We start from the raw sequence: 22,337 nt of genomic DNA, 5'->3' as shown, positions 1-22,337 counted from the left end.
GCCGTACTCGCAACAACGCCCCTTAGCGCGTGCGATTGAGCACCTGCAGCATGGCGGCCGTCTGCGCATCGGGCTGGCCGTCGAAGCGTTGCGGACGGAAGCGCATCTGGAAGGCAGCCAACACGTGGCGGGTGGCCTCGTCCAGCTCGCCGGTCTGCGACACGGCATAGCCGAAGCGGGCCAATTGCTGCTGATACCAGGCGATCGATGGCGGGTTGCTGGTGAACCAGGCCTGCTGCTGGGCCACCGCATTGGCATTGGGCCAGACGCCGAGGCCGGCGTCGGCCAGGCGCTTCCAGGGGAACAGCGGCCCCGGATCCTGCTTGCGCAACGGTGCGATGTCGCTATGCCCGACGATGTAGCGCGGTTGGATGCCATTGCGCTTGACGATGTCCTTGAGCAGCGCGATCAGCGACTGGATCTGCGCTTCGCTGTAGGGGTGCCAGATGCGGCCCTGGGGCGTGTCGGTGAAGCCTGGGTTGACGATCTCGATGCCGATGGAGGTGGAGTTGAGCCAGGTGCGGCCGTCCCACTGGCTGTCGCCGGCGTGCCAGGCGCGGCGGCTTTCGTCGACCAGCTGGTAGACCGTGGCCGGGCCGTCGCCGATCAGGTAGTGGCTACTGACTTCGCCGTGGGTCAGCAGCGCCAGCGAGCGCTCCAGGGATGCGTTGGTGTAGTGCAGGACGACGAACTGGATACGGTTGTCCTGGTTCGCCGAGACGTGGTCGCGGTCGATGCGCAGGCCGGTGGAGCAACCGGCCAGCAGCAGGAGCAGCAGGGAGGTGAACAGGGCTTTCATGGCTTGGCGTAGGTCTGCAGAGGTCAGGGCGCACTAGCATAGCGCAAGGCTGCGCGTCGCTCAGCCTTGTTCCACGCGGTTGCGGCCTTGGGCCTTGGCCCGGTACAGCGCCTTGTCGGCGCGGCCCAGCACCGCTTCGCCGGAGTCCCCCTGGCGGAACATGCTGCAACCGATCGACGTGGTGATGGTGACCGGCTCGCCCTTGAAGTGGAACGGGCAGGCTTCGACCGTCGCACGCAGGCGGTCCAATTGCTGCGTGGCTTGCTCCAGCGGGGTGTGCGGCATCAGCAGGACGAATTCCTCGCCGCCGAAGCGGGCCATGAAGTCGCCACCGCGCAGGTGCTTTCGCAGCACGTTGGCCACCAGTTTGAGCACCTTGTCGCCGGCCAGATGGCCGTAGCCGTCGTTGATGCGCTTGAAGTGGTCGAGGTCGAGAATGGCCATCGACAAGTGGCCGTCCTGGGCCCGCCAGGCCTGCATCTCCTGGGCCAGGCGCTCGCTCCAGGCAGCGCGGTTGGGTAGGCCGGTGAGTGGGTCGATCAAAGCTTTCTGGCGTTGCTCTTCGAGGTGTTCGCGATAGCCGAGGGCTTCCTGCTCCATGCTCGCCACGCGCGCGGCCAAGCCTTGCAGACGCTCGGCCAGGTCCTGCTCGCGGTGGTCGCGGGCCTGCCGATGCTGGTCGAGGGTGCCGAGCAGGCCTTCGAGGCGGCTGTCGAGCACCTGCTTGAGGCTAGCAAGGTCCTGGGCGCCCTGGACGCTGTGCTGCAAACCGTCGACCTGTTCGCGCAACTGGCTGTCGAGCTGACGCGCAGCCGTCTGGTTGTCGGCATGTCCGGCGCTGGCGTCGCGCAGGTGGGCATGGAAGGCCTCCAGGCGGGTGTTGAGCGCTTGCAGATAGGCTTCGAATTCGTGCTGGCCGCTGTCGTTGATCGCCAGCATCAGCACGGCGAGATCGTCGAGGATCGGGATCAGTTCGTACCAGTTCAAGCCTCGGGCGACCCGCTCGCGCATGGCCAGGGCCTGGTCCTTGTAGCGCTCCGGCAGGCTGAGGTCGTCGAGCAGGCCGAGCAGGGTGTGCTCGATGTGGGCGGCGACCTGGCTGTAGGGCGGCTCGACGGCATGGGGCAGGGCGTAGGGGCCGTCTTCGCCACTTGCGTCGGCGAAGGTGTCGGTCAGGGGCGCCAGCGCAACGGCCTGCGCAGGTGCTGGTATGGGCTCGACAGAGGCGAGCGCTGGTCCGAGGTCCGTTGCGGGCTGGCCGCCCTTGCCAGCACCTTCCTCATCGGCCGACCCAATGGATGCTGCGGCAGCCGGGGAGGGTGGATCGTCGCTCGCTGCATCGGCGGGCGGAGGTGCGGCAACGGGCGCTTGCTCGTCGGTCTGGGGCCATGGGGCGGCCGGTGCGCCAAGTGCCGGCGCAGCGGCATCCGCATCGAGCGGTGCCGAGCCGGAGGGAGGGACGATCGGCACCTCGGCTCGCTCGACGCTCGCTGGCGTACTGATGGGCGACGTTGCCGTTACGGCAGCAGCCGGGACCGGCTCGGGCAGAGCCGGTACTGCTGGGGCAACGGGCGTTTTCGGATCGGGCGACGCAACGGCGAGCCCTTCAGGGGCCGACGCGGCGGCCTCGGGGGCAGCCGGAGGCGCGGGCGCCAGGGATGCGCCAATTTCCTCTGGCATGACGGCCTGCGCGTGCGCCACGCTCGACTGCCCGGGCTCAGGCACCGCCGGTTCGGCATCGCGCGTGCCGAACAGTCGCTGCAAGAAGCCCGGACGCGCTTCGTCCGCCGGTTTGTGCAGCGAGGCCAAGGCGCGCTCCTGCAAACCGCTGAGCTCGCCCAGCAACGGCGGCAGTTCACGGGATTGGCTGACCCCGCCATCGAGCTTCTTGCTGAGCTTTTTCAGGGCCCGCAGTTGTTCGCCCGGCAATGGCAGGCTTTGCAGCTGTTGCACCAGTGAGGTCAGCGCCTCGCGCACCTGATTCATCCGCGTTTCGCGGCGGTGTTCGGAATCGAGCACGGCTTTCTCGAGGCGCGGAATGAGCGCGGCCAGACCAGCGTCCATGCTGTCGCTGCGAATGACCTCACGCATTTCCTTCATGCACTGGTCCACGGCCTGGTCGCTGCCTTCGGCGGCGAGCGAGCTGCGCACCAGCCCTCGGCGCAACAGGTCGAGACGGGCATCCCAGCGGCGTTCGAGTTTCTCCTGCTGCTCGAGGCTCTTGAAGTACTTCTCTTTCCAACGCTCGGCGTCGTCTGTCATGCCCAAGGTCCGCGAGGGAAGGGTGGCGGGAGGCGCGTGGCCTGCTAACTCAAGGCCGGCAGGTTATCCACAGTCAGGGCGTCGGGCAATCGAATCTCCACGGCCACCGGCAAGTGGTCGGAGATGGGTTGGGCCAGCACCTCGACATGTTCCAGGGCCAGCGAGGGACTGAGCAGGATATGGTCCAGGCAGCGCTGGGGGCGCCAGCTGGGAAAGGTGGCCTCTACCTGTGGTGCGACCAGGCCCAGATCGCGCAGGGGCGAATGTTCGAGCAGGTCAGAGGCATGGGTATTCATGTCGCCCATCAGCACCTGATGCCGATAGCCACCGATCAGATCGCGCACGTAGGCCAGTTGCCGGGCGCGGGTCTTGGCGCCGAGGGCGAGGTGCATCATCACCACGATCAAGGCGTCTTCGCCCTCGCCGAAGCGCACCAGAATCGCACCGCGCCCGGAAGGTCCGGGCAGGGGGTGGTCTTCGAGGCACTGCGGCTTGAGCCGGCTGAGCACGCCATTGCTGTGCTGGGCGAGACGCCCCAGGTTGCGGTTGAGCTGCTGGTACCAGTAGGGAAAGGCGCCCAGCTGTGCCAAGTGCTCCACCTGGTTGACGTAGCCCGAGCGCAGGCTGCCGCCGTCGACTTCCTGCAAGGCCACCAAGTCGAAATCGGCCAGCAGCTGGCCGATCTTCTGCAAGTTACCGGCGCGCCCAGTGTGCGGCAACAGATGTTGCCAGCTGCGGGTCAGGTAGTGCCGGTAGCGCTCGGTACTGATGCCCACCTGGATGTTGAAGCTGAGCAGCCGCAGGCGACCGTCCGCCGGCAGGCCGGTGGCCTGCAGGTGATGCTCGTTGACCTGCGGCTGATGCAGGCCGATACCGCGCAGAGGGCTGGTGCGGCGCATGGCATCGCCACCTACTTGGCGGCGCGCTCCTTGGCGATCAGCTGGTCGGCCACGTCCAGCACGCCTTCAGGCCCGCCGGCAGTGCCCAGGTCGAAGCGGTACTTGCCATCGACGACCATGCTCGGTACGCCGGTGATTTCGTACTTCTTCGCCAGTTCCTTGGCCTGGTTGACCTGGCCCTTGATGGCGAACGAATTGAAGGTGGCGAGGAACTTGTCCTTGTCGACACCCTGGGTGGCCACGAAGTCGGCCATGTCTTGCGGATCGGTCAGGCGCTTGCGCTGGTTCTGGATGGCGTCGAACACGGCCGCGTGCACCTTGTGCTCCACACCCATGGCTTCGAGGGTCAGGAACAGCTGGCCGTGGGCGTCCCAAGGGCCGCCGAACATGGCCGGCACGCGCTTGAAATTGACGTCTGCGGGGAGTTTCTCGACCCAGGGGTTGAGGGTCGGCTCGAAGTGGTAGCAGTGCGGGCAGCCGTACCAGAACAGCTCGACCACTTCGATCTTGCCAGGCTGGGAAACGGGAACGGGGTTGCTCAGCTCGATGTATTGCTCGCCTGCCTTGGCAGGTTCCGCGGCCTGGACGCTGGCCATACCGAATACGCTGGCGGCGACCAGCGTGGCGCTGAGAATCAGTTTACGCATGCTTCACTCCTGGGCAGTCATGGGTCGCCTCATAGCCGACCGTGCTGTGACAGGCCGGGACGGGGCGAGTTCTGTAGTGTACCGGCAGCGGGCGGAAAAAGGGTCGATGGCCCCCTCCGCCGGACGAGGCCGAACCTGTGGATGCTCGCTGCCGTGCATTAACCCAACGTTAATGCAGCCCTTGGATGTAGCTGGAAATGGCCTCGATGTCCTTGTTGCTGAGCTTGCTGGCGATCGTGCGCATGGTCATGGCGTCGCCGTCGTTGGTGCGGTTGCCCTCGCGGAAGTCGGTGAGCTGCTTGCTCACGTACTGCGCGTGCTGCCCGCTCAGGTGCGGGAAACCGGCCAGGGCCAGGCCCGCGCCGTCGGGCGAGTGGCAGCCGGTGCAGGCGGGCATGCCCTTGTCCAGGTCGCCGCCGTTGAACAGCGCGCGGCCGCGTTCCACCAACTTGGGATCGGCGGCGCCCACCGAGCCCTTCTGGCTGGCGAAGTAGGCGGCGATGTCGGCCAGGTCCTGGTCGTCGAAGCCTTCGAGCATGCCGGTCATCTCCAGCACCGGGCGCTTGCCGCTCTTGATGTCGTGCAGCTGTTTTTCCAGGTAGCGCTGGCCCTGGCCGGCCAGTTTCGGAAAGTTGGGCGCCAGGCTGTTGCCATCGGGGTTGTGGCAGGCGCCGCAGAGGGCGGTCTTGGCCTGGCCTGCGGCGACATCGCCGGTGATCGGTTGCGCAGCACCGGCTGCACCGGTGACGCCCAGGGTCAACAGCAGACTCGCGAATAGTTTGTTCATCAGCTCATCCAACACGGCTAAGGGTGAAATGTTAGGTATCGGGACTGCCGATCATCCGGAGGATGACCAATCGGTAGTCCTCGGTACTGCAGTCCGTGCACAATCCACGCGCGGCATAGCCTTGAAACCCTGGGTGAGCTGCATCACCAACGTCCACGTACCCCGCGTCGGCCTAGGTTCCCAGCCAGCCTGGCAGCCCTTTCGGGTGCCGGCGAGCCTGCTTGGCGTGCGTACCGCACACGTGCGGTTGTACAACGCCGTAGGACCCTGTGTAGCCTGAGCGCCGAAAGCGATGGCATGGACGGGTGACCCGTCGCCATTTCATCGTGTGCGATGACCTTCAGGATTGGGGACCGGCTGCGTTCTGACGCGCTAGCTATTGTTCGGCGCCCCCTGCGCATCACCCCAGGCTCTGTACGAAAAGCCTTGATACTCGGCCATGCTGCGTTGAAAACAGACTCAAAATGCTCACGTACTACAGTACGCTCCGCTTTTTCGTCTGTTTTCGCCTTGCCTGGCCAGCGTCTCAAGACTTTTCGTACAGACCCTACGCTGGGATAATGCGCACACAAAAACTGGGGCATTATATACTTCCGCCCGCCAAACGGAAACGACACCGCTTGCCGCAGGGGCCGCAACGCCTGGCCCGGCAACACCCACATCGGATATCCCATGCAAGTCAAGAACCCCATCCTCGGCCTGTGCCAGAAAGCCACCTTCGCCTTGAGCGCCGCCAAGGTCGACCAGTGCCCGACCGACCAGGGTTACGAAGTGGCCTTCGCCGGCCGCTCCAACGCCGGCAAGTCCAGCGCCCTCAACACCCTGACCCACGCCAGCCTGGCGCGCACCTCGAAAACCCCGGGCCGCACCCAGTTGCTGAACTTCTTCGCCCTGGACGACGAACGCCGCCTGGTCGACCTGCCCGGTTATGGCTACGCCAAGGTGCCGATTCCGCTCAAGCAGCACTGGCAGCGCCACCTCGAAGCCTACCTGGGCGGGCGCGAGTGCCTGCGCGGCGTGATCCTGATGATGGACGTGCGCCACCCCATGACCGACTTCGACAAGATGATGCTCGACTGGTCGCGTGCCAGCGGCATGCCCATGCACATCCTGCTGACCAAGGCCGACAAGCTTACCTTCGGCGCGGCGAAGAACACCTTGCTCAAGGTCCAATCGGAAATCCGCAAGGGCTGGGGCGAGGGCGTCACCATCCAGTTGTTCTCGGCACCCAAGCGCCAGGGTCTGGAAGAAGCATACGGCGTGCTGGCCGGTTGGATGGAGCTGGAAGACAAGGTCGCCGAATAAGGCCGCAATCGGGCGCCGCCAGGGCGCCCGGCGTGCCCCGAACGCCGAATCGCAGGCAAAAAAAACCCCGGACTTCATAGGGGGAGGGGGAAGTTCGGGGTCCAAGCCCGGACCGCTAGGGCGGGGTCCGGATATCTGCCAACACTTAACACAACATAGGAGCATCGAACGGCTTGCTCAGCCATTCAGTACGTCTGAGTCGCGTTTCACCGATTTAGTTCCTCGACCGTTCGAACAATTTCCCATGTTCCATACCCCCGCGTGAGAAACAGGCCCGCGAAACGCAGGCCCATGCCTGTCAATGCGCCTCGTCCCAGTTCGCGCCCACGCCCACTTCGACCAGCAATGGCACATCCAGCTGCGCGGCGCCGCTCATGTGCAGGCGGATCTGCTCGGACACTTCGTCGACCAGGTCTTCGCGCACCTCCAGCACCAGTTCGTCGTGCACCTGCAGGATCACCCGCGCGTCCAGCCGGCTCTCGGTCAGCCAGGCATCGACCGTGACCATCGCCCGCTTGATGATGTCGGCGGCCGTGCCCTGCATCGGCGCGTTGATCGCGGTGCGCTCGGCGCCACGGCGCAGCGCCGGATTCTTCGCGTTGATGTCGGGCAGGTACAGGCGGCGACCGAACAGGGTTTCCACGAAGCCCTGCTCGGCGGCCTGGGTGCGGGTGCGCTCCATGTAGGCCAAGACGCCGGGGTAGCGGGCGAAGTAGCGGTCGATGTAATCCTGCGACTGCTTGCGGTCGACGCCGATCTGCCGCGCCAGGCCAAAGGCGCTCATGCCGTAGATCAAACCGAAGTTGATCGCCTTGGCGCTACGCCGCTGATCGTTGCTGACCGCCTCCAGCTCCACGCCGAACACTTCGGCGGCGGTCGCACGGTGCACGTCCAGGTCGTTGCGGAAGGCGTGCAGCAGGCCTTCGTCCTTGGCCAGGTGGGCCATGATGCGCAGCTCGATCTGCGAATAGTCTGCGGCCAGCAGCGTGTAGCCGGGCCGGGCGACGAAGGCCTGGCGGATGCGCCGGCCTTCGGCGGTGCGGATGGGGATGTTCTGCAGGTTCGGATCGCTGGACGACAAGCGCCCGGTCGCCGCCACCGCCTGTTGGTAGGAGGTGTGGATACGCCCGGTGCGCGGGTTGATCTGCTCGGGCAGCTTGTCGGTGTAGGTGCTCTTGAGCTTGCTCATGGTGCGGTACTGCATCAGCACTTCGGGCAGCGGGTACTGCATTTCGGCCAGTTCGGCCAGGACCGCTTCGGCGGTGGAGGCCTGGCCCTTGGAGGTCTTATTCAGCACCGGCATGCCCAGCTTGTCGTACAGGATCATGCCCAGCTGCTTGGGCGAGCCAAGGTTGAATTCCTCACCGGCCAACTCGAAGGCGCGCTTTTCCAGCTCGGCCATCTTGGCGCCCAGCTCGCCGCTCTGGATCCGCAGCAGGTCGGCGTCGATCAGCGCGCCCTGGCGTTCGATCTTGGCCAGCACCGGCACCAGGGGCATTTCGATGTCCATCAGCACTGGCTGCACGCTGGGGGTCTGCGCCAGCAGGGCTTGCAGGGCGTGGTGCAGACGCAGGGTGATGTCGGCGTCTTCGGCCGCGTAGGGGCCGGCCTTCTCCAGGGGAATCTGGTTGAAGGTGAGTTTCTTCGCGCCGCGGCCGGCGATGTCTTCGAAGGTGATGGTGGTGTGTTCCAGGTAGCGCTGGGCCAGGCTGTCCATGTCGTGGCGGGTGGCGGTGGAGTTGTACACGTAGGATTCGAGCAGGGTGTCGTAGGCCACCCCACGCACCTCGATGCCGTTGTCCGGGTCGCCGCCGATGGCGCAGTTGGCCAGGATGTTGATGTCATACTTGGCGTTCTGCCCCACCTTGCCCTTGGCCGGGTTTTCCAGCAGCGGCTTGAGCGCCAGCAATACGGTGTCGCGGTCGAGCTGGGCGGGTGCGCCTTCATAATCGTGCATCAGCGGGATGTAGATCGCTTCGTACGGTTCGATGGCGAACGACAGGCCCACCAGTTGCGCCTGTTGCGCGTCGAGGCTGGTGGTCTCGGTGTCGAAGGCGAACAGCGCGGCCTTGTTCAAGCGTTCCAGCCAGTGCTCGAAACGCGCCTGGTCGAGGATGACTTCGTACGTGGCCTCGACCTTCTCCACCGGCGCCTTGGCCGGCGCCACCGCTGCACCGGCCCGGGCCGCGTCGCGCTGCAGGTCGGCGATCCAGCTCTTGAACTCCATTTCGGTGTACAGCGCGATCAGGCTTTCGTGGTCGGGCTCGGCGCACACCAGCGCTTCGACTTCGATGTCCAGCGGCACGTCGACCTTGATCGTGGCCAGCTCATAGGACATGAACGCCGCGTCGCGGTGCTCTTCGAGCTTGCCGGCCAGGGTCTTGGCGCCGCGGATCGACAGCCCGGCGACCTTGTCGAGGTTGGCGTAGACCTCGCTCAGGCCGCCGCCGATGCCGGTCAACAGGCCCACGGCGGTCTTCTCGCCCACACCGGGCACGCCTGGGATGTTGTCGACCTTGTCGCCCATCAGCGCCAGGAAGTCGATGATGTGCTCGGGGCCCACACCGAACTTCTCATGCACGCCGGCGACGTCCAGCACACTGCCGGTCATGGTGTTGACCAGGGTGATGTGGCCGTCGACCAGTTGCGCCATGTCCTTGTCGCCAGTGGAGATGATCACCGGGCGGTCCTGCGCCGCGCTGCTGCGCGCCAGGGTGCCGATGACGTCGTCGGCCTCCACGCCTTCGATGCATAGCAACGGGTAGCCCATGGCGCGCACGCTGGCGTGCAGCGGCTCGACTTGTACGCGCAGGTCGTCGGGCATTTTCGGGCGGTTGGCTTTGTACTCGGCGAACAAGGCGTCGCGGAAGGTGCCGCCCTTGGCGTCGAAGACCACGGCGAACAGGCTGTCGGGGTACTGCCGGCGCAGGCTCTTGAGCATGTTCAGCACGCCCTTCACCGCACCTGTGGGCATGCCCTTGGAAGTGGTCAGTGGCGGCAGCGCATGGAACGCGCGGTACAGGTAGGAGGAACCGTCCACCAGGACGAGGGGCGCTAGGCTCATGAGGGCAATCAACCTTTTCGGCGGGTCCGGCGCTAGAATAGCCAGGATCATTGACGATAAAGGGACAAGGTTATCATGCGGACATTCAATCGCCTGTTACTGCTCGGCCTGTTGGCAACCATGCCTGTCGTCACCCTGGCGGCGGACGACGCCCCTTCGGCCGATCCCGAAGTGACCATTCGCACGGAAGGCGACCGCACCATCCAGGAATACCGACAGAACGGTTTCCTGTATGCGATCAAAGTCACGCCAAAACACGGCAAACCCTATTTCCTGGTGCGCGCAGATGGCTCGGACGGCAACTTCATCCGGTCCGACCAGCCCGACATGCTGATTCCGTCGTGGAAAATCTTCGAGTGGTAAGCTGACGCGCACCGTTCACATCAACCGGCACTGCCCAACGGCAGTGCCCGCATGGGCAAACGTTCATCATGTCAGTCTTCACCCCCGTCACCCGGCCCGAGCTGGAAACCTTTCTAGCACCGTATCAACTGGGCCGTCTGCTGGACTTCCAAGGCATCGCCGCTGGGACCGAGAACAGCAACTTCTTCGTCAGCCTCGAACAGGGTGAGTTCGTGCTGACGCTGATCGAGCGCGGTCCGAGCGAGGACATGCCGTTCTTCATCGAGTTGCTCGACGTGCTGCACGACGCCGACACGCCCGTACCCTACGCCCTGCGCGACTGTAACGGTACGGCCCTGCGCGAACTGTGCGGCAAGCCGGCGCTGTTGCAGCCGCGGCTGTCGGGCAAGCATATCCAGACGCCGAACAACCAGCATTGCGCCCAGGTCGGCGAGTTGTTGGCGCACATCCACCTGGCCACCCGCGAGCGTCCCATCGAGCGGCGCACCGACCGCGGTCTGGAGTGGATGCTGGCTTCGGGCGCCGAGCTCGCCGCCGAGCTGGACGCCGATCAACGGCCATTGCTGGAAGCAGCCTTGCTAGAGATCGGCACGCACCAGGCGTCGATCATGGCCTTGCCGAAGGCCAACCTGCACGCCGACCTGTTCCGCGACAACGTCATGTTCGAAGGCACCCACCTGACCGGGGTGATCGACTTCTACAACGCCTGCTCCGGGCCGATGCTATATGACATCGCGATCGCCCTGAACGACTGGTGCAGCACTGCCGCCGGCGCCCTCGACCTGCCCCGCGCCCAAGCGCTGCTTGGCGCCTACGCGGCGCTGCGGCCCTTCACCGCGGGCGAAGCCGAGCTGTGGCCGGTGATGCTGCGCGTGGCCTGCGTGCGTTTCTGGCTGTCGCGGCTGATCGCCGCCAAGTCGTTCGCCGGGCGGGACGTGATGATCCACGATCCCCGCGAGTTCGAAGTACGTCTGGCACAGCGCCAGCAGGTGACGCTGACACTGCCCTTCGCCTTGTAAGGTCCGGGCGCCTGAGGCGCCCGACCTTTTCTCATGGCTCAGGCTTACAACTGCTCGAGGCAACCGGCCAGGTCGGTGCCGAGTTTTTCCAGCAGGCGCTCGTAACCGCGGGCGTCGACCGGATCGGTACCGCCCAGCGCATCCAGCTCGGCCAGGCGCACCGGCAGACCGGCGGTCAGGGTTTCGGCCAGGCGCGGGCGGATCGGCGGCTCGCTGAACACGCACGTCTTGCCCACCGCCTGCAGGCGCTCGCGCATGGCCGCGACGTGCTGGGCACCGGGCTGCACTTCCGAGGCGATGCTGAACACACCCGTGTGCTTGAGGCCGTAGGCCGCTTCGAAATAATCGAAGGCTTCGTGGAAGACGAAGTACGGCTTGTCGGCCACACCTGCCACTCGGGCCTTGATCCGCCCGTCCAACGCGTCGAGACGCTCGAGGAAGGCTTTCTCGTTGGCCCGGTAGCGCGCGACGTTGGCCGGGTCCGCCCGAGACAAGTCGCTGGCCATCTTGGCCGCGATCACGCGGGCGTTAGCGGTCGAGAGCCACAGGTGCGCATCCACGCTGCCGGGACGGTGGTCGTGGTCGTGCTCGTCGGTGTTGTCGGCGGCTGTATGGGCACCGTGGTCTTCATGGTCGGCATGACCCTGGCTGTCCTCGCCGAAATGGCGCAGGTGCATGCCCTTGAGCGTCATCACCGCCACGGTCGGCTTGTCGCGCGAGCCGATGACCCGCGGCAGGAAGTTTTCCATGTCCGGGCCGATCCAGTACAGCAGGTCCGCACTGGCGACTTTTCGCACGTCGGAAGGGCGCAGGGCGTAATGGTGCGGCGAAGCGCCGGGCGGCAGCAGCACGTCGGGGCTGCCAACGCCATCCTGGACCGCCGCGGCGATTTGCTGCAACGGCTTGATGCTGGTCAGCACACGCACGTCGGCGTGGGCCGTGAAAGTAATGAAAGCGACAAAAAAAGCCAGGAATCGGGCCATGGTGAATACTCGACTGTGCATAAGAGGTAACATAATAACGTCTCTCTCCAGAACCGTCGCTGCCCATGTCCATGACCCCGCTGGCCCATCGTCCCCATGACCACTCCCGCTGCGTGCACAGTGCGCTGACCGAAGCCGACGACCTGTGCGCCCGTCAAGGCCTGCGCCTGACCGCGTTGCGCCGGCGCGTGCTGGAGCTGGTCTGGCAGAGCCACAAGCCCCTTGGCGCCTACGACATCCTCGCCGTGCTGAGCGAGCAAGACGGCCGCCGCGCCGCGCCGCCCACCGTGTACCGCGCCCTAGATTTCCTCCTGGAAAACGGCCTGGTGCACCGCATCGCCTCGCTCAACGCCTTCATCGGCTGCACTCACCCCGAACATGCGCACCAAGGCCAGTTCCTCATCTGCAAGGGCTGCCACGTCGCGTTGGAGCTAGAGCAGGCGAGCATCAGCGAAGCGATCCTGGCCAGCGCGGCCGAGGTCGGCTTCAGCGTGGAACACCAGACCGTCGAGGTGGTCGGGCTGTGCGGCAACTGCCGGAGCGCGGCATGAGCGAGGCGCTGATCCGGCTGCAACAGGTGGGCGTGAGCTTTGCCGGCGAAACCGTGCTCGAGCAGATCGACCTGACGGTCGCACCGGGGCAGATCGTCACCCTGATCGGCCCCAACGGCGCCGGCAAGACCACCCTGGTGCGCGCCGTGCTCGGCCTGCTCAAACCGCACCGCGGCACGGTGTGGCGCCAGCCGCGCCTGCGCATCGGCTACATGCCGCAAAAGATCCAGGTGGACCCGACCCTGCCGCTGTCGGTGCTGCGCTTCCTGCGCCTGGTGCCGGGCGTGGACCGCGCGACTGCCTTGTCGGCGTTGCAGGAAGTGGGCGCCGAACACGTGATCGACAGCCCGATCCAGACCGTGTCCGGCGGTGAAATGCAACGTGTGCTGCTGGCCCGTGCCTTGCTGCGCAAGCCACAGTTGCTGGTGCTCGACGAGCCCGTGCAAGGGGTCGACGTGGTCGGCCAGTCCGAGCTGTACCGCCTGATCACCCGTCTGCGCGACCGTTACGGCTGCGGCGTGTTGATGGTGTCCCACGATCTGCATCTGGTGATGAGCGCCACCGACCAGGTGGTGTGCCTGAACCGCCACGTCTGCTGCTCGGGCCACCCGGAGCAGGTCAGCGGCGACCCGGCCTTCGTCGAGCTGTTCGGCCAGACCGCGTCGAACCTTGCCGTCTACCACCACCACCACGACCACAGCCACGACCTGCACGGCGCGGTCGTCACCCCAGCCCCTCACGTCCACGGAGCGCACTGCAAGCATGGCTGATTTTCTTCTCTACGCCCTGCTCGCAGGTCTTTCGCTGGCGCTGGTGGCCGGCCCCCTGGGTTCGTTCGTGGTATGGCGGCGCATGGCCTATTTCGGCGACACCTTGTCGCACGCCGCGCTGCTCGGGGTGGCATTGGGCTTCGCCCTGGACGTGAGCCCCACCCTGGCCGTCACCGTGGGCTGCCTGCTGCTGGCGATCCTGCTGGTGACCCTGCAACAGCGCCAGCCTTTGGCCTCCGACACGCTGCTGGGCATCCTGGCGCCGAGTACGCTGTCGCTGGGCCTGGTGGTGCTGAGCTTCATGCACGACGTGCGCATCGACCTCATGGGTTATCTGTTCGGCGACCTGCTGGCAATCAGCCCTACGGACCTGGCCTGGATCGTCGGGGGCAGCGTGCTGGTGCTGGTGCTGCTCGCCGTGCTCTGGCGTCCGCTGCTGGCGGTGACCGTGCACGAAGAGCTGGCCACCGTGGAAGGCCTGCCCGTGGCCGGCTTGCGTCTGGCACTGATGCTACTGATCGCCGTGGTCATTGCCGTGGCGATGAAGATCGTTGGCGTGCTGCTGATCACCTCGCTGCTGATCATTCCCGCTGCGGCCGCGCAACGCCACGCGCGCTCGCCCGAGCAGATGGCGGTCGGCGCGAGCCTGTTGGGGATCGTCGCAGTCTGCGCAGGCCTGGCGATGTCATGGTTCAAGGACACCCCGGCCGGACCGTCCATCGTGGTCTGTGCGGCGGTGCTATTCTTGCTGAGCCTGGCCCTGCCGAAACGTTGAGGTGCCAGGGTGTGCACCGGCGCACCCTGCAACCTTTGCCTGGGTAAAGGGTCTGTAAGAGCTGTTTTCGAGCGTGCGCACCTGGGTGTAGACTTGCTCGCTTTTTTGCGCAATCAGAGAGTCGCAGGAATGAAGCCGTTCGCTACCCGTTACCTACTCCTTGCCGTCTTTTCGCTGACGCTCGGTGCCTGTTCCAGTCAGCCGGCCGAGCCGCCGAGCGTGGCGGCCCAACCCGACGCCTGGGCACAGTTGCAGCAGACCATCGCCAGCCACGAACTGGCCACGGCCGAAGACCAGCTCAATGCCTTGCAGGCCAAGACGCCGGACGACGCCCGTGTCGAGCCATTCCAGCGGCAACTGGCCGAGGCCTACCTGCAGCGCAGCCAGATCGTGTTGCAGAAGGGCGACGTGAATGCCGCTGCCACCGCCCTGGCCCGTGCCCGCGCGTTGATGCCGCAGGCGCCTGCCGTGGTCGGTGGCGACTCGGTCGCACAGGCGCGCAAGGTCGAACTGGCCAAGGCCGAGGCCGCGCTGCAGGCCGCCGAAGCCAAGCCCAAGGCACGGGTCATCGACCCCACCGCGCCGAGCACGGTGGTCGCCCTGCACACCACTGACATCGAAGCGATGCGCCGCCAGCTCGACGACATCGCCGCCGACGTGGTCAATTACGACTGCCAGGTGGTGTTCCAGGTGCCACGCAGCCAGGACGCGCCCTGGTTGAAAACGCTGCTCGCCAAGCGTGTGCACAGCCTCGATGCCGACTTCGTCCTCAAGCAGCGCCATGAAATCCAGCGCACGCTGTCGGCTCGGGCCGTGCTGATCACGCCGCAGCCCTGAAGCCGGGCCGGATACGAAAAAAGGGGCAAACCGAGTAACCGGTTTGCCCCTTTTTTTTAATGCCTATCAGGCCATCCCTGACCCTCTGCGGCCCTGGCCTACGCCAGAACCGCTGCACTCCGCATCAGGCAGGAATCGCTTCGGCGGCATCCTCGCGGTCCCACACGCGGTGCTCTTTGAGCACGGCCACGAAGCTGTCCACAGCCTGTTTGTCATCGCCCAGCAGCAGGCCTTTGTCCTCGGCCAGGCCCAAGGTAGTCAGCAAGGCTTTGCCTTCGGTAGCCAGGCCCATCGGCTTGAGGTGCTTGTACGCCTCGAGCAGGTAGTGCTTGGCCAGGCCGCTCTTGCCCAGTGCTTCCAGGGCCGCCTTGCCAGCCGGCACCCACAGGCCGTCGATCATCACCGAAGGCATGCCTTCCATCGACGCGTCGACTTTCAGCTCCTGACCATCGGCGGTTTTCACCGGGGCGCTGGATGGGCCGAGCAACAGTACGCGGGCGCTTTGTGCTTCGAACGCCTTGGTCAGGCGGTCGACGCTGGCGCCATCGACGCCATCGGCCACCAGCAGAGCGATCTTGCGGCCCTTGATGCCGACCGTGCCGGGCAGGTTCATCTGGCTCAGGGCTGGCGAGGTCTTGGTGCTCGACTCCTTGACCTCGACAGTGCCTTTCTTCGGCGCCGGCAGGCCCAGGTTGGCTGCTACGGCCGCCGCCAGTTCCAGGTCGATGTTGGCCAGAATCTCGTTGACCTGGCGTACGCGGATGTACTCGCGCTCCACCTTGCCCAGCTCGAAGCTGTAAGCCTTGATGATGTGCTGCTGCTCGTTCTTGCTCATGCTCTTGTAGAACAGGCGCGCCTGCGAGAAGTGGTCGGAGAACGAGTCGCTGCGCTCACGCACCTTGTGCGCGTCGACGCGCTCGTAATACGTCTCGAAGCCGCCGTCTTTCGGAGCGGCCGGGGTTTCCTTCGGCCAGCCGCTGTCGATGGAGTTCGGCTCGTACGAGGCCTGGCCCTTGTGGATGGTATGGCGATGGATCGCATCGCGCTGGTTGTTGTGGTTCGGCGCGACCGGGCGGTTGATCGGGATCTCGTGGAAGTTCGGCCCACCCAGACGGCTCAGTTGGGTATCGGTGTAGGAGAACAGACGGCCTTGCAACAGCGGGTCGTTGGTGAAGTCGATGCCCGGCACGATGTGGCCTGGGCAGAAGGCGATCTGCTCGACTTCGGCGAAGAAGTTGTCCGGGTTGCGGTTGAGGACCATCTTGCCCAGAGGAGTGACCGGTACCAGTTCTTCCGGAATGATCTTGGTCGGGTCGAGCAGGTCGAAGTCGAACTTGTGCTCGTCTTCTTCTGCCACGATCTGCACGCCCAGTTCCCACTCGGGGTAGTCGCCGGTTTCGATGGCTTCGCGCAGGTCGCGGCGGTGGTAGTCGGTGTCTTTACCGGCCAGCTTCTGCGCCTCGTCCCACAGTACGGAGTTCACGCCGTTATTCGGCTTCCAGTGGAATTTGACGAAGCTCGCCTTGCCCTCGGTGTTGATCAGACGGAAGGTGTGCACGCCGAAGCCTTCCATCATGCGCAGGCTGCGTGGAATGGCGCGGTCGGACATCGCCCAGACCACCATGTGCGCCGACTCTGGCACCAGAGAGACGAAGTCCCAGAAGGTGTCGTGCGCCGAGCCGCCGGTAGGCATCTCGTTGTGCGGCTCGGGCTTCACGGCATGTACGAAGTCCGGAAACTTGATCGCGTCCTGGATGAAGAACACCGGCATGTTGTTGCCCACCAGGTCGAAGTTGCCTTCGTCGGTGTAGAACTTCACGGCGAAGCCGCGCACGTCGCGCACGGTGTCGCCCGAGCCACGCGGGCCCTGCACGGTGGAGAAACGCGTGAACACTGGGGTGATCTTGCCTTTCTCGCTCAGGAAGCCGGCTTTGGACAACGCGCTATGGTCGCCATAGCTTTCGAAGTAGCCATGCGCACCGGTACCACGGGCGTGGACGATACGCTCCGGGATACGCTCATGGTCGAAGTGGGTGATCTTCTCGCGCATGATGAAGTCTTCGAGCAGCGAAGGCCCGCGCGCACCCGCTTTCAGAGTGTTCTGGTTATCGGAGATCTTTACGCCTTGGTTGGTGCGCAGGGCCTGGCCGGTCGCATCGCTGCGCACATCGCCCAGGCTTTGCAGCTTGGCGTTGGTATTGGCCTTGTCGGGCGTGTCGACCCCGGCAACCTCACTGTGTTTGGAATCCGGCGTCTTGTTGGTCGGCATCTCGGGTGCTCCTCATCGTTACAGGCTGCCCATTCGGGCTCGTTCAGCTAGTGACTGGGGAGGTTCCGTCGACGTTCCATCGGATTTACCAAGGGTCGCAATATGACGATTGGTCAGGGGATCGGTGAAATAAATGCTAAGAACGCCACCCGGAAAAGGCTAAAATGTGCGGTTTCGGCTCACCGCCGGACAACCCTTCCCTGCGCCCCACAAGGTTCGCTACGTGATCGAGTTCCAACATGTGCACAAGACCTACCGCGTCGCCGGTAGGGACATCCCCGCCCTCCATCCCACCGACCTGCGCATCGAAAACGGCCAGGTATTCGGTCTGATCGGCCATTCCGGCGCCGGCAAAAGTACCTTGCTGCGCCTGATCAACCGCCTGGAGAACCCCAGCGGCGGCACCATCGTGGTCGACGGCGAAGACGTCACCGCCCTCAACGCCAACGGCCTGCGCCGCTTCCGCCAGCAGGTCGGCATGATCTTCCAGCACTTCAACCTGCTGGCCTCCAAGACCGTGGCCGACAACGTCGCGCTGCCGTTGATCCTGGGCGGCGAACTGTCGCGTAGCGCCATCGACCAGCGGGTCACCGAGCTGCTGGCACGCGTCGGCCTGTCCGAGCACGCCAAAAAATACCCGGCACAGCTGTCGGGCGGGCAAAAGCAGCGGGTGGGCATCGCCCGTGCGTTGTCCACCAACCCCAAGATCCTGCTGTGCGACGAGGCCACCAGCGCCCTCGACCCGCAGACCACCGCTTCGGTGCTGCAGCTGCTGGCCGAGATCAACCGCGAACTGAAGCTGACCATCGTGCTGATCACCCATGAAATGGACGTGATCCGCCGGGTCTGTGACCGCGTGGCGGTGATGGACGCCGGGCAGATCGTCGAGCAAGGCAGCGTCGCCGACGTGTTCCTGCACCCGCAGCATCCCACCACCAAGCGTTTCGTGCAGGAAGACGAGCAGGTCGACGAGCACGAACAGCGCGACGACTTCGCCCACGTGCCGGGGCGCATCCTGCGCCTGACCTTCCAGGGCGAGGCCACCTACGCGCCGCTGCTGGGCACCGTGGCCCGCGAGACCGGGGTCGACTACAGCATCCTGGCCGGACGCATCGACCGCATCAAAGACGTGCCCTATGGGCAACTGACCCTGGCCGTGACCGGCGGCGACATGGACGCCGCGTTCGCCCGCTTCGCCGCCGCCGATGTCCATATGGAGGTATTGCGTTGATGGACGCCGTGAATTTCTTCGCCAACGTCGATTGGAGCGAGATCTGGCTCGCCACGGGCGACACCCTGATCATGCTGTTCGGCTCGTTGCTGTTCACCGTGCTGCTCGGCCTGCCGCTGGGCGTGCTGCTGTTCCTCTGCGGGCCGCGGCAGATGTTCGAGCAGAAAGGCGTGTATGCGCTGCTGTCGCTGGTGGTCAACGTGCTGCGCTCGCTGCCGTTCATCATCCTGCTGATCGTGATGATTCCGATCACCGTGCTGATCACCGGCACATCGCTCGGCGTAGCTGGGGCCATTCCCCCGCTGGTGGTCGGCGCCACGCCGTTCTTCGCCCGCCTGGTGGAAACCGCGCTGCGCGAAGTGGACCGCGGCATCATCGAGGCCACGCAGTCGATGGGCGCCACCACCCGGCAGATCATCACCAACGCGCTGCTGCCCGAGGCCCGCCCAGGTATTTTTGCCGCCATCACCGTCACCGCCATCACGCTGGTGTCCTATACCGCGATGGCTGGCGTGGTCGGTGCGGGCGGGCTGGGCGATCTGGCCATCCGCTTCGGCTATCAACGCTTCCAGACCGACGTCATGGTCGTGACCGTGGTGCTGCTGCTGTTGCTGGTGCAAGTGCTGCAAAGCGTCGGCGACCGCTTGGTCGTGCATTTTTCCCGCAAATAAGCGGATTCGGATCGGCCGACCGCGCGTCGGCCGCCCTGGCCCCCATGAGGAGTGATTGATGAAGAAACTGCTTGCTCTGGCCGCCGCCGTCGCGGCGTTCTCGGCCCAGGCCGATACCCTGACCGTCGCCGCCAGCCCGGTGCCGCACGCCGAGATCCTCAATGTGGTGAAACCGCTGCTGGAAAAGCAGGGCGTGGAGCTCAAGGTCAAGGAGTTCACCGACTACATCCAGCCTAACGTGCAAGTGGCCGAGAAACGCCTGGACGCCAACTTCTTCCAACACCAGCCGTATCTGGATGAGTTCAACAAGGCCCGCGGCACGGACTTGGTCAGCGTCACCGGCGTGCACCTGGAGCCTCTGGGCGCGTACTCGGACAAGCTGAAAAAGCTCGACGAGCTGCCCACCGGCGCCACCGTGGTGATCCCCAACGACGCCACCAACGGCGGCCGCGCCTTGCTGCTGCTGGCCAAGGCCGGGGTGATCACCCTCAAGGACAACGGCAACATCCTGTCCACGGTCAAGGACATCACCGGCAACGACAAGAACCTGAAATTCCGCGAACTGGAAGCGGCCACCATTCCGCGTGTGCTGACCCAGGTCGACTTGGCGCTGATCAACACCAACTATGCCCTGGAAGCCAAGCTCGATCCCGAGAAGGACGCCCTGGCCATCGAAGGCAAGGATTCGCCCTACGTGAACATCCTGGTCGCGCGTCCGGACAACAAGGATTCGGCCGACATGCAGAAGCTGGCCGAGGCCCTGCACTCGCCCGAAGTGAAGCAATTCATCAGCGAGAAGTACAAGGGCGCGGTGATTCCAGCGTTCTGAAGCTCGGTCGCACTGCTCACGCGCCCGCGTGAGCAGTTCCTCTCAGCGCTCGGCGTCGGCCGGCGCGCTGGCCGCCACAGGCGCCGGCTGGTCCAGCGCGTTCAACGCCTGATGCGCATGCCCACCTTCCACGTATTTGCCTACCAGCTCTGCCAGTTCCTGGGGCTTGAGCGCCTTGCCGTCCGCGCGCCAGCCCGCCAGCAACACGGTGATCAGGCGCGTCTTGGGCTTGAACTTGGCGTCGGGTTCGAAGAAGCGGGGCTTGCGGAACAGCGGCAGCGGCGCCTCGTCATCCAGCTTGAATTGCACGCCGACACCGCTGCCGACCAGTAGGCGGAAACCGTCGATCAAATGCAGCGGCAACGGTTCCGGGGCATTGGCGAAGCGTACGGTGTGCGCATCGAAGATCAGCGCAGGCGTACGCGCGCGGCGCACCAGACGCCAGCCCATCGCGGCGAACAGCACGCCCAGCACGAACAACGTCCCGCCCAGGATATGGAAGAAGGTCAACAGCGCGGGTTTGGCGGTAGGCGCGTGGGGCCATAGCGCCACGGCCAGGCCGCCGATAGCGAACGCCAGGCTGAACGCCATGACTACCCGCCCACGCACCTGCGCGCCTTCGTGCAATACGCAACGGGTCTGCACTGCCTCGACGCGCGCTTGCAGGTTCTGGCGCAGCTCGGTGCGGTTCTGCACCAGGCGCTCGCCCAGCTCGATGCTCAATTGCCGCGCTAGTATCGGCGCGCCGGGCAGCGCCTGTTCGAGGGTGGCCAGAGCCGCCTGCGGCATCACCAGGCGCAGACCGTTGCCGGCGTATACCGCGTCCAGCCCCAGGCCCAGCGCCTGGATGCGCTGGATGGTCGGCGGATGCGTGTCGCTGGGGTGGGGCAACTGGGTGTCCAGCTCGCCCTCGGGCAAGCGCGGCGGCTGCATGGCCAAACGCTGCAACAGGGCCTGGAGCACGTCTTCGGGCCAGGCTTCGGGCTGTTGGCACCAGTCGTCCAGGCAAGCCTCCACCACCGAGCCCAGGGCGGTGGTGCGCACCAGCGAATCGACCACGGCCTGGGCGCCCTCCAGGCGCGCCGCAGTGGCATCGGCCAACAGTTCGCGGTTGCGGCTCCAATGGCTGACGGCCCGGTCGAAGCACTGCATGAAGTGCACCGCTAGGCCGTATGCCGGCATGGTCAGCAAACCTTGCAGGAAGCCGCCTTCCATCCGCTCGCCCAATACCCCCACGCTACGCCAGGCACCGTCGTAGATGGGCATGAAGCGGATGCTGTAGTCGGTGTCCTGGCCCGAGAAGTGCGCCAGCTCATGGCCGATCACCGCATCGGTTTCGCGGGCGTCGAGCAGCGCCAACAAGGGCAGCGGCACATACAGGGTGCGGCCTTGAAGGCGCTGCGCGCTTGGGCTCAGCTCGACGTCGCTGGAAGTCACGTAGAAGCCATCGAGGTAGCCCACCACGATGTGGTCGGGCAACAGCGCATCGAGACGCGTCGCCAACCCGCGTACCCGTGCCCACAGGGCCGGAGCCTGGGCCTCGGTCAGGGACGTACCGAAAATCGCGTGCGGCTCGCTGTCGAACACCTGGCTCATGGCCTTGAGCTGGCGCGGCAGACGGTACAGCGGCCAGAGCATGGCGATCATGACGATGCCCACCAGCATTTGCAGCTTCATCACCCCCGACGAGCTCTGCTCGAGCGTGAACAGCCACAACGCTTCATAGGCGATTTCCAGCACGACCGTGACGGTCAGCAGCAGCATTAAGGCCAGCAGCACCGTCGGCAGGACCTGCCGGCCCACGTAGAACAGGCTGACCAGGCGATCCCTGGAGTGCAGCGCGGCCTTGCCCGCCCAGTGCAACGCCAGCAGCGACGCCGCGCCGAGCAGCAGCAACAGGCCCGCAAAGCCTTGCGAGACGCCCGGTAGCCAACCGCCGATGCGCGCGATGGTGACCTCGCGGTCGACCTGGTGCAGCTTGCGTTGGGCCAACGCCTCGGCCAGCGCCGGGGAATGCGCTTGGCCGCCGATGTCGATGCGCTGGCGCGAACCCTCGGCCTGCAACTGCTGCATGTTGAGGACGAAGCCTTGCAGCTCGCTTTGCAGCTCCAGGCTCTCGGTGCGCGAGGTGTCGGCGCGATGGCCTTGCCATAGGGCCATCAGGAACAACAGTAAGGGCAGCAGCACCAGTCGCCCGCCCAGAATTCGTTGGTCACGCGTCATGGCCATAGCCTCCGCCCTTTACCGATCGCCATGCCATGCTTTGCTCCTTGCTT

General features: G+C 65.3%; 19 protein-coding genes. 10 read left to right on the top strand and 9 right to left on the bottom strand.

Going from position 1 to position 22,337, the window contains the following annotated elements:
• Positions 1 to 22: 22 nt before the first annotated feature.
• The 5 genes from ACSMEV_RS04185 to ACSMEV_RS04165 all read right to left on the bottom strand — a co-directional run bounded on the left by ACSMEV_RS04185 (position 23) and on the right by ACSMEV_RS04165 (position 5,394).
• On the bottom strand, positions 23 to 799 hold the full coding sequence (locus ACSMEV_RS04185) for an N-acetylmuramoyl-L-alanine amidase (RefSeq protein ID WP_459207373.1): 777 nt from the start codon (positions 797 to 799) through the stop codon (positions 23 to 25).
• Positions 800 to 859: 60 nt separating this feature from the next.
• Positions 860 to 3,061 (bottom strand): GGDEF domain-containing protein, encoded by a 2,202-nt coding sequence (locus ACSMEV_RS04180; protein WP_459207372.1) that lies wholly within the window; start codon positions 3,059 to 3,061, stop codon positions 860 to 862.
• 44 nt (positions 3,062 to 3,105) lie between these two features.
• The gene (locus ACSMEV_RS04175; RefSeq protein WP_459207371.1) at positions 3,106 to 3,960 is read right to left on the bottom strand and encodes an endonuclease/exonuclease/phosphatase family protein; all 855 of its coding nucleotides are present in this window, start codon (positions 3,958 to 3,960) and stop codon (positions 3,106 to 3,108) included.
• Between the two features lie 11 nt (positions 3,961 to 3,971).
• Entirely contained in the window at positions 3,972 to 4,607 is a 636-nt protein-coding gene (gene dsbA, locus ACSMEV_RS04170; protein ID WP_459207370.1) for a thiol:disulfide interchange protein DsbA, read from the bottom strand.
• Between the two features lie 169 nt (positions 4,608 to 4,776).
• A complete protein-coding gene (locus tag ACSMEV_RS04165) occupies positions 4,777 to 5,394 on the bottom strand; it encodes a c-type cytochrome (RefSeq protein ID WP_459207369.1) in 618 nt (205 codons plus the stop codon).
• 672 nt (positions 5,395 to 6,066) lie between these two features.
• Here ACSMEV_RS04165 and yihA point away from each other — a divergent pair.
• Positions 6,067 to 6,699, top strand: coding sequence for a ribosome biogenesis GTP-binding protein YihA/YsxC (yihA, locus tag ACSMEV_RS04160; protein ID WP_313738880.1), 633 nt, complete (start codon positions 6,067 to 6,069; stop codon positions 6,697 to 6,699).
• 298 nt (positions 6,700 to 6,997) lie between these two features.
• On the opposite strand, the gene polA is transcribed toward yihA, so the two are convergent.
• Positions 6,998 to 9,763: a DNA polymerase I gene (gene polA / locus ACSMEV_RS04155; RefSeq protein ID WP_459207368.1), complete on the bottom strand. Its 2,766-nt coding sequence runs from the start codon at positions 9,761 to 9,763 to the stop codon at positions 6,998 to 7,000.
• A gap of 75 nt (positions 9,764 to 9,838) precedes the next feature.
• Between polA and ACSMEV_RS04150 the strand changes: the two genes are divergently transcribed.
• A complete protein-coding gene (locus ACSMEV_RS04150; RefSeq protein WP_413045602.1) occupies positions 9,839 to 10,126 on the top strand; it encodes a DUF2782 domain-containing protein in 288 nt (95 codons plus the stop codon).
• A 68-nt stretch (positions 10,127 to 10,194) separates the two neighbouring features.
• The gene (locus ACSMEV_RS04145; RefSeq protein WP_459207367.1) at positions 10,195 to 11,145 is read left to right on the top strand and encodes a homoserine kinase; all 951 of its coding nucleotides are present in this window, start codon (positions 10,195 to 10,197) and stop codon (positions 11,143 to 11,145) included.
• 44 nt (positions 11,146 to 11,189) lie between these two features.
• Here ACSMEV_RS04145 and ACSMEV_RS04140 read toward each other — a convergent pair whose 3' ends face one another.
• Positions 11,190 to 12,128 carry a zinc ABC transporter substrate-binding protein gene (locus ACSMEV_RS04140; RefSeq protein WP_459207366.1) on the bottom strand — a complete coding sequence of 313 codons (939 nt, stop codon included), beginning with the start codon at positions 12,126 to 12,128 and terminating at the stop codon, positions 11,190 to 11,192.
• 65 nt (positions 12,129 to 12,193) lie between these two features.
• Here ACSMEV_RS04140 and zur point away from each other — a divergent pair, with 65 nt between their 5' ends.
• The 4 genes from zur to ACSMEV_RS04120 all read left to right on the top strand — a co-directional run bounded on the left by zur (position 12,194) and on the right by ACSMEV_RS04120 (position 15,061).
• Positions 12,194 to 12,679 (top strand): zinc uptake transcriptional repressor Zur, encoded by a 486-nt coding sequence (gene zur, locus ACSMEV_RS04135; protein WP_459207365.1) that lies wholly within the window; start codon positions 12,194 to 12,196, stop codon positions 12,677 to 12,679.
• Positions 12,676 to 13,449, top strand: coding sequence for a zinc ABC transporter ATP-binding protein ZnuC (gene znuC / locus ACSMEV_RS04130; protein WP_459207364.1), 774 nt, complete (start codon positions 12,676 to 12,678; stop codon positions 13,447 to 13,449). The genes zur and znuC overlap by 4 nt, the downstream gene beginning before the upstream one ends.
• Positions 13,442 to 14,224 carry a zinc ABC transporter permease subunit ZnuB gene (gene znuB, locus ACSMEV_RS04125; protein ID WP_296267208.1) on the top strand — a complete coding sequence of 261 codons (783 nt, stop codon included), beginning with the start codon at positions 13,442 to 13,444 and terminating at the stop codon, positions 14,222 to 14,224. The genes znuC and znuB overlap by 8 nt, the downstream gene beginning before the upstream one ends.
• A 129-nt stretch (positions 14,225 to 14,353) precedes the next feature.
• Positions 14,354 to 15,061 carry a PA5502 family lipoprotein gene (locus ACSMEV_RS04120; protein ID WP_459207363.1) on the top strand — a complete coding sequence of 236 codons (708 nt, stop codon included), beginning with the start codon at positions 14,354 to 14,356 and terminating at the stop codon, positions 15,059 to 15,061.
• A 124-nt stretch (positions 15,062 to 15,185) separates the two neighbouring features.
• On the opposite strand, the gene katE is transcribed toward ACSMEV_RS04120, so the two are convergent.
• Positions 15,186 to 17,330, bottom strand: a complete 2,145-nt coding sequence (gene katE / locus ACSMEV_RS04115) for a catalase HPII (protein WP_459207362.1) — start codon at positions 17,328 to 17,330, stop codon at positions 15,186 to 15,188.
• A 223-nt stretch (positions 17,331 to 17,553) separates the two neighbouring features.
• Here katE and ACSMEV_RS04110 point away from each other — a divergent pair, with 223 nt between their 5' ends.
• Genes ACSMEV_RS04110 through ACSMEV_RS04100 form a run of 3 tightly spaced genes read left to right on the top strand, consistent with a single transcriptional unit; the run spans position 17,554 to position 20,061 of the window.
• On the top strand, positions 17,554 to 18,561 hold the full coding sequence (locus ACSMEV_RS04110; RefSeq protein WP_296267202.1) for a methionine ABC transporter ATP-binding protein: 1,008 nt from the start codon (positions 17,554 to 17,556) through the stop codon (positions 18,559 to 18,561).
• Positions 18,561 to 19,232, top strand: coding sequence for a methionine ABC transporter permease (locus tag ACSMEV_RS04105; protein ID WP_313738889.1), 672 nt, complete (start codon positions 18,561 to 18,563; stop codon positions 19,230 to 19,232). The genes ACSMEV_RS04110 and ACSMEV_RS04105 overlap by 1 nt, the downstream gene beginning before the upstream one ends.
• 58 nt (positions 19,233 to 19,290) lie before the next feature.
• Positions 19,291 to 20,061 (top strand): MetQ/NlpA family ABC transporter substrate-binding protein, encoded by a 771-nt coding sequence (locus ACSMEV_RS04100; protein WP_459207361.1) that lies wholly within the window; start codon positions 19,291 to 19,293, stop codon positions 20,059 to 20,061.
• Positions 20,062 to 20,103: 42 nt separating this feature from the next.
• On the opposite strand, the gene ACSMEV_RS04095 is transcribed toward ACSMEV_RS04100, so the two are convergent.
• On the bottom strand, positions 20,104 to 22,284 hold the full coding sequence (locus tag ACSMEV_RS04095) for a M48 family metalloprotease (RefSeq protein ID WP_459207360.1): 2,181 nt from the start codon (positions 22,282 to 22,284) through the stop codon (positions 20,104 to 20,106).
• Positions 22,285 to 22,337 lie beyond the last annotated feature (53 nt).

The organism is Pseudomonas sp. MLB6B, from assembly GCF_054508135.1.
This window is presented reverse-complemented; position numbering and strand designations above follow the sequence as displayed.